We start from the raw sequence: 13,256 nt of genomic DNA on the forward strand, positions 1-13,256 counted from the left end.
ATTTTTAGGAAGGTGCAGGAGAAAAGTAAATATCAGGGATGGCTATTAGCCGGGCTGTATAACGGGCTGCAAAAATTATCAATACCTATTTTTGGTGTATTAAGTACAATGATATTGGCTCATGGCGCTTTAACCAAACCCGAAATGGGAGTTTGGACTATTTTCCTTACCAGCACTTCATTTGTAGAGCTTATTAGGCAGGCACTGGTAAAAACTTCGTTGATAAAATATGTAAACCATGCCGATGGTGAAGAACAACGCTATGTGCTTGCTGCTGCATTGTTTATTAATTCTATTGTAACCATTTTGCTTATTGCGGCTATTACAATTTGTGCAGGATGGCTAGCCTCTGTTCTCAATGCCGAGGGATTAAAACCCATGCTTTATATATTTGCCGGCGGTATGGTTTTACTCATTCCATTTTCGCATTTTGAATGGGCGCTTTACAGCAAATCGGAATTCAAAGGCCTTTTTTGGGTATATTTTTTTCGGCAGGGTTTTAACCTGTTTATGATTGTACTTTACTTTTTATTTTACAGGGAGGTATCATTAAATGTACTGGTTGTTTTTTTCAACCTGGGGATACTCATCGGTATTATAGTGGCATACCTCCAGGTTAAAAAACACCTTACCCGTACATTTATCCTAAAAAAAGAATGGTTAAGCAGTTTGTGGCATTTTGGAAAATATGTTTTTGGTTCCGGGGTAAGTACCCTTGTTTTTAGCAATGCATCTCAAATGATGCTCTCACCCATTTTAGGAAGTACAAGCTTTACGGCCTCCCAGGGAATTGCCAACAGGGTAATTAACCTCTCCGATATACCATCGCAGGTGTTGAGTGATATTTTATATCCCAAAAGTTCCAAAAAAGAAAATGCCGCTAATAGGGAGCGCATCAAATTTTTTTATGAGAAAACAGTTGGGGTAGCGCTAAGTGTAAACATTCCTATCGTGTGTTTTATGATCGCTTTTCCTAAAATTATTATCCTTATACTTGGGGGTAAAGATTACTTAGATGCGGTGCCATACCTGCAATGCATAGCAATTACAGGTATTTTCCTTACTTTTTTAAAATACTTTGGTGTAATTATAGATTCTACCGGAAGGCCAAAGGTAAATTTTTTAACCATCAGCTTTATTGCATTGCTGCATGTAGCCATAACTTATTATTGCATAAAACAATTTGGGTTTATTGGCGCTGCATATGCTGCAATTGTAAGCAACATTATTGGCTTTATTGTTTCGCAGGTAATTTTATACCGGTATTTTAAAATAAATATTATCAATTGTTTTAAATACGCCTTTGCATTTTACCCGGAAATTGCCACAATGTTAAGAGATAAAATAAAAGTATAAATGAGTTTACCTGCTTTAGTTAATAGAGATATTATTATGATTGGTATACAGCCCTGGGACTTTGAAATTGGCTGCAACTTTAAAGATATGGCCTTTGTTATTGCAAAGCATAACCGGGTAATTTATGTTAATCGTCCGCTGGACAGAGTTACGGCATGGCGGTTGCCCGATGATATAAAAACCCAAAACAGGAAGCAGAGCATAGAAAAAGGCGAAAAGGTTTTGGAAGAGGTAGAGAAAAATTTATGGGTGTTTAACCCTCAGGTAATGCTTGAATCTATTAATTGGTTGAACCACGGATTTATTTACAGGTATTTTAATAAAAGAAACAATAGAAAACAGGCTGCTGCTATTGATAAGGCAATGCAAAGCCTGGGTTTTAAAAACCCTGTTTTATTTATTGATAACGATTTTTTTAACGGCCTTTATCTCCAGAATTTTTTAAAAGTGGATTGTACCGTTTACTATTTAAGAGATTTTTTACTGGCGCAGCCTTATTTTAGCAAACATGGCACAATATCTGAGCCGGAGTTAATTAAAAAGGTAGACTTGGTGGTGGCCAATTCCCTTTACCTAACTTCCTATGCAAAGCAATACAACCCCAATAGTTTCTATATTGGCCAGGGTTGTGGTGATTTATTTTTTAAACCAATAGCCGGAGAAACACCCAAAGATTTAGTAAATATTAAAAACCCGGTAATTGGCTATTGCGGTTTTTTAACTTCGGCAAGATTAGATATAAAATTATTGGGCGAAATTGCTAAAGCCAGGCCAGGGTGGAGCCTGGTATTGGTGGGTCCGGAAGATGATGATTTTAAAAAATCGGAGTTACATGTTATGCCAAATATTTATTTTTTGGGAAGAAAAACCGAACCAGAATTGCCAGCTTATGTAAGCCGGTTTGATGTGTGCCTAAACCCGCAATTAATTAACCAGCTTACAATTGGCAATTATCCGAGAAAAGTAGATGAATACCTTGCATTAGGTAAACCTGTTGTGGCCACTGCAACCGAAACTATGGAAGCATTTGCAAATTGTACCTACTTATGCAAAGATTCTGATGAATATGTACTGGCAATTGAAAAGGCACTTGAGGAAGACAATGCACAGAAACAGCAATTGCGTAAAGAAGTCGCCGCATCACATTCATGGGAAAATTCAATAAACCTGTTTTATAATGCAGTAGCATCGCAAAAAAATTAAAATTGTTTTAATGGAAGAAAATGAAATGCATATTGAAAAAGGGTACCATGATGAAGCAGAAGGAGAATCTACTACCGGAAAGCTCACACAGTTTGTTGCCCTTTTATTTGTAACCATTGTTATGGCCTTTTTATTTCTTAAAATTTATTATTTCTGATGATAAAGGAATATATTAAATCGAAAGGTATTGCACTGGGCCATTGGATGCGGCATGAGATTTTTTATAAAAAACTCATTTCACCGGGTGGAATTGCGTTGCTGCTGCTTTTAGCATTGGTATGTGGTTATATGTCGGCAAAGGGTTTCTTTTTTATTCCTCTGGCTATTGGTGTTTTGCTTATTGGGCTTGCCGTTTTATATATGTGTTTATTTAGCCCATTGCATGGGTATTTTCTTACTACTATCATTACATTTTTTATTTTTTATCCAGGCCATCTCATTGGTCAGGATCTTCCCATAGCATCTTCATTCGATTTGCTTTTTTATTTTCTTACTCTTGGTGCTATGCTTAGTAAAAAAGTACGGCTTATCTCCACACAAAATTTATTTTCTACGCCCATCTCTATCGTACTCATGTTTAATGTTGCGGCATTTGTACTGGAGGCTTTTAACCCGAATATTCCCAATATTTCCGGGTGGACAACACCGGTGCGGCGGTTGTTTACCCTGGTTTTGGTTTATATGGTGGCTTATTATTTAATTGACCGTTACTGGAAGTTCAGGGTGTTTATACATTTATGGACCATATTGGCATTACTTGCCGGCCTTTATGCAATATACCAGCAATACGTTGGTTATTTGCCCGGAGAGATGAAATATATTATGAGCCAGCCAGGTATGTTTGAATTACTGTTTCAGGGTGGGCAATTTAGAAAATTTTCTTTTTTTGGGGATGTAGTTACCTATGGAATTTTTAGCGGTTCATTTGGGGTAATGACACTGATTTTTGCCATTAATGAAAAAGACAAGTTTAAGATGCGCTTGTATTTTTTTATAACAATTGTATTAATGTTGGGTATGGCCTATTCAGGAACCCGAACCACAAATATTATTTTGCCTGCTGGTGTTGCTTTATATGGCTTAACTACAATCCGTAATAAAACAACACTTATAGCTGTGTTTTGCAGCATTATGTTTTTTATGTTTGTATTGTTTGCACCAATAAACAGCAACCCAACATTAAACAGGATACGTACAACATTTGACAGCAAAGAAGAATCTTTAAATGTACGGAGTAAAAACCGGCATTTTATTCAACCCTATATGCATTATCACCCCTTTGGCTCAGGCATTTCCACTACAGGTGTAGAAGGTACAATGTATTACCCATCTCATCCTCTTGCAGGCTTTCCGCCAGATAGTGGCCTGTTAAAACTAGGCCTCGAAATGGGGTGGATAGGGCTCTTCCTTCATCTTTTGTTAAATGCCACCATACTTTACCAGGGCATTTATTATTATTTTAAAATGAAAAATAAAAAGCTCAAAGTTTACATGGTAGCAATATTATGCGGCTTATTTCCGTATATGGTATGTCAGTTCTCACAGGTGGCTATTGGGCAACTTCCTTCGGCGCTGCTCTTTTATTCATGCATGGCGCTTATAAAAAGGTTGAAAGAATTTGATGAGGAAGGAATAAATTTGGAAACAGAACAAGAGGCTAATACAAAACCATGGCAATTATTATTTAAATAAAATAATTAAAATATTATGAAGAAAGTACTATTATTTGCAACTGCATTTTTTTTAACAAGCCTTTTTTGTGGGGCACAAAGAATACAGCAGGTTCCCGATAGCATTCGCAAGAAATATAAAGTAAGGCAATTGGAAGAAAAAGCCGAAGAAATGGCCCAGGTAAAAGAGAATAAAAGAAAGGTAATAGATTTTACCAGCTACGATAACGATTCTCTCTTAAACTTAAAACTCATTGAGTATGCACTTGCCCATAACCCGGAAATTGCGGTGTCTGATGTAAATACGGAAGTGTCAAAAGCAGAGTTGAAATATGCAAAAAAATCATGGATGAATGCTATCTCAGCAAATGGAAATGTAAATGAGTTTGTGGTGAATAGTTCTGCTGCGGCAAGTTTTTTTCCCAAGTATAATTTTGGTGTGGCCGTGCCCTTTGATATTTTTTCGAGGGTAAAGAAAGATAAAGCCATTGCAAAAGGTAATATTGAAATAAATAAGTACAATAAGCAAACTAAGATTAATATGGTAAGAGAGGAAGTGCAATTGCGGTTTGAGGCTTATAAGGAAATGAAAGAAGTGATGATGTTGCAACAGGAATCGCTGGAGTACGACCTTACGGCAAATGAAGCCGCCAAAAAATCGTACGCTGATGGTGAAATTACCCTTGAAGAAATGAATAAAGCGTACCAGGTTTACCTGCAAGAAAAATCCAAGCTGGTATCTAAAAGGAGGAATTACAAAGCCGCTAAAATATCGTTGGAGGAATATATTGGGTATGACATAATAGATACGGAATAATTTTTTAAATTAATTTTAAGCAGGGTTCAATCCCTGCTTATTTTTTGTAAAGCACATTTAAAATACTATCGAGTTGCTGTAATACAAAACTCTGACCTTTGTGGCTTAAATGCCCGTGGTCAATAAACATTTCGTAATCGCTGTTAATGGGTCTATATTTTTCCTCATTTAGGTTCAGCAAAACATCGTTGTTCTTAAATAAAGCACTAATACGTTTTTCAAAGTCCTGGTAAGCGGTTTTATCCAGTTGATAGATACCATAAGGTACCGGGCTGTAATAGCCTATAACCTGTATATTGTGTCTTCGCAGTTTTTTGAGAATAAAATCCAGTTCTTCGTAAGCAACCGGATCAATAGAAATAGTATCTATTACTTTATGGGCAACTCTTTTTTCAATGCTGTCTTTGGGATTAAGGTTATGCATTTCCAGTTCAAAATTGTTCCATCCATCTGTATTGTAAATATTGGGTGCATACCTGCCTGGTGCAAGGTCATATTTTCTTATGCCATACAGCAGGTATGTTTTGAGTAGGTTGGTAGAACCCAGCGCTCCCCAGTATTCTTTGGGATCAATATGAGCACTTTTGCGCCCATGATCTTTGGTAAGGTAACGGCCCAGGCAAATAATGGCAAATTTTATCTGTCCCCTGTCAATAATATTATTGAGGAGGTAATTCATTTCCGTTACATTAATGCCCATTATACTGGCATTGTAAATTTTATAAGCTTTTATTGCATCAGGGTTCAAGTTGTCCGATAAAGAAGGGCCTGCAATTACACCTTCATAATTTTCGGGGATATACCTCATGGAAAAAAGATACTTGCTGGTACGTTCATTGATATACACTTTACGTTCCTTTTTTCCCCTGAAGAGGCCATAAATGTCAATATAATAATTAATGCTGGCTATTAGCCCAATGAGCACAGCCATAATTATTGCATACCGTATTAAAAATTTTTTACTTGTCATATTTAAAAATCAAAGTAAAGAAAATCGCTTGCCGTTATAGAATTTAAAAATAATAATCCCAGTAAACCTAAAACTATCATATAGGCCAAATGCCTGTAATCGGGCTTAAATTCGGCTACCAGCTCTTTAGGGTTTTTCCAGAAAAGCAGCAATACGCCCATTAGCATCATGGGCAGCAGGTAAATATCTGTAAATACATGCGACCCTGAATAATGAGCAACTTTTATGCCTACCATGCTTTTTATTACTTCAAATGCATCTGAAATAGTTAAAGCCCTGAAAAATACCCAGGCAAAATTTGCAAAAAGAAAAGTAATGGTAATGCCTAATGCATTACTCATTTTTATACCGGTTTTTTGCCAAAGCCTGTGTATTACAAGTGCAATACCATGCAGTAAACCCCAGGCAACAAAGGTCCAGTTTGCACCATGCCAAAACCCACCAATCAAAAAAGTAATCACCAGGTTTTTAAGCATTTTAAATTCGCCTTTGCGGTTTCCGCCAAGCGGGATATAAATATATTCCCTTAAAAAATTACCCAAAGTAATATGCCACCTTCGCCAAAAATCCTGGATATTGGTTGACTTATAAGGGGAGTCGAAGTTTAGGGGTAGCTTGATGTTGAACATGAGTGCAGCACCAATAGCCATATCGGAATAACCGCTAAAATCAAAATAAAGCTGAATGGTATAGGAAAGAGAAGTGATCCAGCTATCTAAAAAAGAGAGATGGTGTGCCTCTGCATAACCTGCATTGGCCAGTATGGCAAAGGTATCAGCAATCATTATTTTTTTTATCAATCCCATAAGGAACTGGTAAAGGCCACGTACAAAGTTATCGGTGTTAAATAATTTTTGACTGTGGCTTTCAAACTGTGGTACAATTTGTTTATGGTGCACAATTGGCCCTGCTATCAATTGGGGGAAAAAAGCTACGAATAATGAAAAATCCAAAAAGTTATATCCTTTTGTTTCGCCCTTGTAGCTATCAGTTATGTAGGCAAATTTCTGAAACGTAAAAAAGCTTATGGCGAGAGGAAGTATTATGGGGTCAATAATCAATTCATGACCTTTGGGCAAAAGGTAATTGAGGTTATCAACAAAAAAATTTGCGTATTTGAAATAAAGTAATACCGACAGGTTCACCATCAAACAGCCAATATAAAATATTTTGCGCCATTTGGGGTCTTCAACATAATTAAGCCTTTGGCCTGCAAAATAGTTAAAGAGCATTGAGGCCATTAATAGAACCAAATAAATAGGTTTCCACCATGCATAGAAAAATAAAGAGCAGAGTAATAACCACAGTTTCCCGGATTTTTCCAGCTTATACTTATTCAGTAAAAAGTAAACAAAAAGCGTTAATGGCAAAAAAGCGCCTAAAAATTCCGGGGAATTAAATAACATTTTTTATTGATTACCGGGTTTGGTTGAACAATTCAGTTGTTGCAATTTTGATTTGCATAGATAAAGCATTTTTTTTGCTTTTCAAGCTACAAATTTTGCAATTGCCTGTATAGCAAAACGTAATAATGGGTTCATAATTGTATTACAAAAATATATTCCAATAAAAAACCCGGGATGTACCCGGGCTTAAAATAAAATAATAAGGCAATTATAAGGCAATTTGTTTTTCTGTCATCAGCTTCCGCAGGTTTATAAGGCCATATCTCATTCTTCCCAGGGCGGTATTGATGCTGCAATTGGTTAATTGCGATATTTCTTTAAAGCTAAGATCGGCATAGTGGCGCAAAATGATTACTTCTCTTTGGTCTTCAGGAAGCATATCAATCATTTTTCTCACTTTATCATGGCTTTGGTTGTTCATCATACGCTGATCGGCACCGGCTTCCGAAAAATTAAGCGATTCAAAAATATCCCTGTCTTCGCTGGTTTTAATAGTAGGTGTGCGTTTAACTTTACGAAAATGGTCTACACATAAATTGTGTGCAATGCGCATAGCCCAGGGTAAAAATTTTCCTTCATCAACATAGCGGCCGCCTTTAAGCGTGTCTATTACACGAATAAAAACATCCTGAAAAATGTCTTCTGCCAGGTACTTATCTTTAACCAATAAGTAAATGGAAGTGTAAATTTTGTCTTTGTAGCGGGTTACAAGAGCGCTAAGCGCTTCGGCATCACCATTCACATAAAGGTGTACCAATTGTTGATCAGTTAGGTTGGAGAGGCATTTCATAACTTTTACTGTTTTAAAGTTTTTAGGACATTGTTAATTAGGGCCAATAAAAGCGAAGAAGTGCGTAGAACGTATGCTGAAGAAATCGTTAACGGCTTTTCATCCTTTATTGGATATTGGACTGCTAAAATATATACATTCTTAATTTAACCAAATGTTTTTATAAAATTTTTTTAGTTTTAGGGCAATAATCGTACAAATCCTATAGTTTTTAAAACAATGTATGGGAAATTTACGAATGCACTTTTCGGAAAGCCACATGCATTGTACATTTGTAGGATATGCTCAAAGAAAAAAAATCAGCAGAAAAAATTATTGCTACTACAACTTCTTTTAATAATAACATTGTTATTAAAGGCGCCAGGTTGCACAACTTAAAAAATGTTTCCGTTTCTATTCCACGCAATAAGCTTGTAGTAGTTACGGGTGTTTCCGGCTCAGGAAAATCTTCATTAACCATTGATACATTATTTGCCGAAGGCCAAAGAAGATATGCTGAAAGCCTTAGCGCTTATGCAAGGCAATTTATGCAACGTATGAACAAGCCCGATGTAGATTATATTAAAGGTTTATGCCCGGCCATTGCCATTGAACAAAAAGTAATTACACGTACGCCAAGGAGCACAGTGGGCAGCATGACGGAAATTTATGATTACCTGCGTCTCCTTTATGCAAGGGTTGGTACTACCTATTCGCCGGTGAGCGGTAAAATAGTAAAGAAAGATGATATAGCGGATGTGGTTACTGCTATTCAACAATGTAAAGCGGGGGATAAAATTGTAATTCTTTCTGTATTTAAAATTTTGGGTAAAAGAAATGTAAAGGAAGAACTCGATATTTTATTGCAGAAAGGTTTTTCACGAATTTGGGTAAACGGGGAAGTGAAACAAATTGATGATGTACTCAATGAAAGTGCACAGGTACAGGAAATTAAAAATAGTAAAGAAAGCTTCCTGGTAATTGACAGGATTTTGAAAAAAGATTTTGATGAAGATGATTTGCATCGTATTACCGATTCGATAGCTACGGCATTTGCAGAAGGGGAAGGCAGCCTGTATTTAATGATCAACGAAAAAAAGAAACTGCATTTTAGTAATAAGTTTGAGTTGGATGGAATTGTTTTTGAAGAACCAGTACCCAATTTGTTTTCATTCAACAACCCTTATGGTGCATGCCCGGTTTGCGAAGGCTTCTCACAAATTTTGGGACTCGACCACGAATTAATTATTCCCGACAAACGCCTTAGTGTGTATGAAGGCGCCATAGCTCCATGGAAAGGGGAAAAGCTGGGTGAATGGAAAAATGCATTTATAAAGGCTGCAAAAAAATTCGATTTCCCGGTGCATACACCTTTTATGAAGCTCAACGAAAAGCAGCAAAAAGAAATTTGGGAAGGCAATGAATATGTGAGTGGTCTTAATGATTTCTTTAAAGAGGTAGAACAAAATTTATATAAAGTGCAATACAGGGTTTTGCTAAGCCGCTACCGTGGCCGCACTACCTGTACATCCTGTAATGGCTTCAGGTTGCGTAAAGAGGCGCTTTATGTAAAAGTAGGAACAAAACATATTGGCCAGCTTTGTGAAATGCCCGTTAAAGATTTGCAGCAATGGTTTTTAGAATTATTCTTAAGCGAATTTGAAGAAAAAATTGCCAAACGGATTTTAAGTGAAATCAATATCCGCATTAAAACCTTAATAGATGTTGGCCTTGGTTACCTCACTTTAAACAGGCTTGCCAATTCCCTGAGTGGCGGCGAAAGCCAGCGTATTCAATTAACCAGAAGCTTGGGCAGCAACCTTACCAATTCATTATATATTTTAGACGAGCCTTCTATTGGCCTGCATAGCCGGGATACCGAAAGGCTTATTGCAGTTTTAAAAGAGTTGAGAAATTTAGGGAACACAGTTGTTGTAGTTGAGCACGACGAAATGATGATGCGACATGCAGATCATATTATTGATATGGGCCCATTTGCCAGCCATTTGGGAGGCGAGGTTGTAGCTGAAGGAAATTATGATGAAATTATTGCAAACAAAAAAAGCCTTACCGGTAAGTATCTTTCTGGTGAACTCACTATTGATCCGCCAAAAATATTACGCAAATGGAACAGGTCAATTTTTCTTGAAGGCGCAGCCCAAAATAACCTCAAAGATATTTCGGTAAGGTTTCCGCTTAATGTTCTTTGTGCTGTAAGCGGCGTAAGTGGAAGCGGTAAAACAACTTTGGTAAAGCAAATACTTTACCCGGCCCTGCAAAAACTTAAAGGAGAAGGAACCGATAAACCCGGCGCATATTTAGATTTAAAAGGCGACTTGGATTTTATTAGCCAGGTTGAAATGGTAGATCAAAACCCGATAGGTAAAAGCAGCAGGAGCAACCCGGTTACTTATATAAAAGCTTATGATGAAATACGTGACCTGTTTGCAGCACAACATTTGAGTAAAATGCGTGGCTTTCAACCCAGGCACTTTTCTTTTAATGTAGATGGTGGCAGGTGCGATGCCTGTAAAGGAGAAGGGGAGCAAATTGTAGAAATGCAGTTTTTGGCCGACGTGCATTTGCAATGTGAAGTGTGCTATGGAAAAAGATTTAAAGAAGAAGTACTGGAAGTAAAATATTTTGGCAACAATGTATTTGATGTTTTGGAGATGAATGTAGATGAAGCCATTGCCTTTTTCAGCTCTGATAAAAAGAGCAGGCAGGCCTTGCTGGTAGCACAAAGATTACAGCCTTTAAGCGATGTAGGATTGGGTTATGTAAAACTGGGGCAAAGCAGTAATACGCTTAGTGGTGGCGAGGCACAAAGGGTAAAGCTCGCTTCTTTTTTGGGTAAAGGCACATCAAATGGCAGTATACTTTTTATTTTTGATGAGCCTACTACAGGGTTGCATTTTCACGATATAAAAAAACTATTGGCTTCATTTAATGCACTTATTGAACAGGGCCATTCCGTATTGGTTATTGAACATAATACCGATGTGTTGAAAAGTGCCGATTGGATTATTGACCTTGGCCCCGAAGCAGGTGTGGAAGGCGGTAAACTGGTTTTTGAAGGTAAGCCCTCCGATTTAAAAAAAATTAGGGAAAGCAATACCGGAAAATTTTTATAGCTATAAGTATGAAAATATTGGTTTTTGATAATTATGATTCATTTACCTACAACCTTGTTCACATGGTAGAGAAGATTGTAGGTATAAGGCCAGATGTTTATCAAAACGATAGTATAAGTCTTGAGAAAGTGAACAATTACGATAAAATTATTTTGTCGCCAGGGCCGGGCTTGCCTTCGGAAGCAGGTTTGCTGCTGCCTCTTATAAAAAAGTATGCTGTATCAAAAAGCATATTGGGAGTTTGCCTTGGCCACCAGGCAATAGCCGAAGCATTTGGCGGCCGGTTGCTAAATCTCTCAACCGTTTACCATGGCGTAGACAGCAATTGTACTGTTTTTAATAACCACAATTCTTTATTTAAGGGGCTTCCTGAAAATATTAAAGTGGGCCATTATCATTCGTGGGTGGTGAGTGAAGTAGATTTTCCGCAAATGCTTGAAATAACAGCAAGGGATGAAAACGGTAATATAATGGCATTGCAGCATAAACAGTACGATGTAAAAGGCGTGCAATTTCACCCGGAAAGTATATTGACCCCACAGGGGGAACTGGTATTAGCCAATTGGTTGAAATAATAATTTTATCTTTTACTTTTTGGTGCACTGCTCCGGTGCTACAACTTATTTTAATTCATTTTTTTTAGGATAGCCGCAAGTTCTTCAACATTATTTTCAATAACAGTAGATTGCTTTTCAAGGGAGTGTATAGATTGGATGTTATTGGGCACCGGTACAGGTTCATTAATTAATGGTTCTACAACATCGTAAAATTTTACTGGGTGTGCGGTTTCTACAATAAAACCTTTTGCCTGTGGATATTGCTGTAAATATTTTTCCATTGCAAAAAAGCCCACTGCGCCATGCGGATCTAAAAGGTATCCATATTTTTTATAAGTGCTAATGATAGTTTCTTTGGTTTCACTATCCGAAATGCTGTAAGCAGAAATTGATTTTTTTAATTCCGGGATTTGATGCTGAAAAAGTTCGAGGATCCTTACAAAATTGCTGGGATTGCTTACATCCATGGCATTGGATATTGTAGCAATAGTTGATTTGGGGTTTATATTCCCCGTTTTAAAAAATTCCGGAACCGTGTTGTTTGAATTGCAGGCTGCAATAAAATGTTTTACAGGAAGGCCTGAAACCTTTGCCACTAAGCCGGCACAAATATTGCCAAAGTTGCCGCTGGGTACGGCAATTACCGGGATGCCATACTCTTTTTTCCATTGCTTGCAGGCAAAGAAATAATAAAATTGCTGAGGCAGCCACCTGGCAACATTTATTGAATTGGCCGATGTTAAAAATAATCCCGGAAAATCCCCTGAGCGGCTAAAAATATCTTTAACCATGGCCTGGCAATCATCAAAACTTCCTTTTACTTCCAAAGCTTTAATGTTTTTTCCTGTAGTGGTTAATTGTTTTTCCTGAACAGTGCTTACTTTGCCCGAAGGATAAAGTATTACCACATCAATGCCGGGCACATTATAAAAACCATTGGCAACTGCGCCACCTGTATCTCCCGATGTAGCTACCAGTACCGTAATTTTTTTAGTGATGTTTTTTGTAAAATAGCCCAGGCATCTGCTCATAAACCTTGCGCCCACATCTTTAAATGCCAATGTAGGCCCATGAAAAAGTTCAAGCGATGAAATTTGGCTGTTTATTTCAACTAGAGGAATAGGGAATGATACGGTTTCTGCAACAATAGCTTGTAAAATATCATTGGGTATTGTATCGCCTACATAAGGTTTTATGGCATTATAAGCTATGGCTTCGTTACTGGCATGTGAAATGTTTTTTATCCATTCATTGCTGTGGATGTGTATTTTTTCAGGAAAATATAAACCTTTATCGGGCGCCTGCCCGTTTAATGTAGCGGTTTTAAAATTTACAACCGGCGACTGTTTGTTGGTGCTGTAGAAAAACAATTTT

General features: G+C 37.3%; 11 protein-coding genes. 7 read left to right on the forward strand and 4 right to left on the reverse strand.

From position 1 onward, the window contains the following. Positions 1-12: 12 nt before the first annotated feature. The 5 genes from IPO46_11805 to IPO46_11825 are packed head-to-tail and all read left to right on the forward strand — an operon-like array spanning position 13 to position 5,046. Positions 13-1,356 (forward strand): oligosaccharide flippase family protein, encoded by a 1,344-nt coding sequence (locus tag IPO46_11805; protein QQS62757.1) that lies wholly within the window; start codon positions 13-15, stop codon positions 1,354-1,356. Further along, positions 1,357-2,559 (forward strand): glycosyltransferase, encoded by a 1,203-nt coding sequence (locus IPO46_11810; GenBank protein ID QQS62758.1) that lies wholly within the window; start codon positions 1,357-1,359, stop codon positions 2,557-2,559. A gap of 10 nt (positions 2,560-2,569) precedes the next feature. Beyond that, entirely contained in the window at positions 2,570-2,716 is a 147-nt protein-coding gene (locus tag IPO46_11815; protein QQS62759.1) for a hypothetical protein, read from the forward strand. Next, positions 2,716-4,251 carry a hypothetical protein gene (locus IPO46_11820; GenBank protein ID QQS62760.1) on the forward strand — a complete coding sequence of 512 codons (1,536 nt, stop codon included), beginning with the start codon at positions 2,716-2,718 and terminating at the stop codon, positions 4,249-4,251. The genes IPO46_11815 and IPO46_11820 overlap by 1 nt, the downstream gene beginning before the upstream one ends. Positions 4,252-4,266: 15 nt before the next feature. Next, positions 4,267-5,046 carry a TolC family protein gene (locus IPO46_11825; protein ID QQS62761.1) on the forward strand — a complete coding sequence of 260 codons (780 nt, stop codon included), beginning with the start codon at positions 4,267-4,269 and terminating at the stop codon, positions 5,044-5,046. 37 nt (positions 5,047-5,083) lie between these two features. Here the strand turns inward: IPO46_11825 and IPO46_11830 are convergent, their stop codons facing one another. The 3 genes from IPO46_11830 to IPO46_11840 all read right to left on the reverse strand — a co-directional run bounded on the left by IPO46_11830 (position 5,084) and on the right by IPO46_11840 (position 8,212). Beyond that, on the reverse strand, positions 5,084-6,016 hold the full coding sequence (locus IPO46_11830) for a hypothetical protein (GenBank protein QQS62762.1): 933 nt from the start codon (positions 6,014-6,016) through the stop codon (positions 5,084-5,086). Positions 6,017-6,018: 2 nt separating this feature from the next. Continuing rightward, positions 6,019-7,422 (reverse strand): MBOAT family protein, encoded by a 1,404-nt coding sequence (locus IPO46_11835; GenBank protein ID QQS62763.1) that lies wholly within the window; start codon positions 7,420-7,422, stop codon positions 6,019-6,021. Positions 7,423-7,630: 208 nt separating this feature from the next. After that, a complete protein-coding gene (locus tag IPO46_11840) occupies positions 7,631-8,212 on the reverse strand; it encodes a sigma-70 family RNA polymerase sigma factor (GenBank protein QQS62764.1) in 582 nt (193 codons plus the stop codon). A 281-nt stretch (positions 8,213-8,493) separates the two neighbouring features. Here IPO46_11840 and uvrA point away from each other — a divergent pair, with 281 nt between their 5' ends. Both uvrA and IPO46_11850 read left to right on the forward strand, forming a co-directional pair. Then, entirely contained in the window at positions 8,494-11,325 is a 2,832-nt protein-coding gene (gene uvrA / locus IPO46_11845; GenBank protein ID QQS62765.1) for an excinuclease ABC subunit UvrA, read from the forward strand. Positions 11,326-11,333: 8 nt separating this feature from the next. Continuing rightward, a complete protein-coding gene (locus IPO46_11850) occupies positions 11,334-11,900 on the forward strand; it encodes an aminodeoxychorismate/anthranilate synthase component II (GenBank protein QQS62766.1) in 567 nt (188 codons plus the stop codon). Positions 11,901-11,950: 50 nt separating this feature from the next. On the opposite strand, the gene thrC is transcribed toward IPO46_11850, so the two are convergent. Next, entirely contained in the window at positions 11,951-13,252 is a 1,302-nt protein-coding gene (thrC, locus tag IPO46_11855; GenBank protein QQS62767.1) for a threonine synthase, read from the reverse strand. Between the last annotated feature and the right edge of the window lie 4 nt (positions 13,253-13,256).

This window comes from Chitinophagaceae bacterium, from assembly GCA_016699815.1.
Classification (GTDB): Bacteria; Bacteroidota; Bacteroidia; order Chitinophagales; family Chitinophagaceae; genus Ferruginibacter.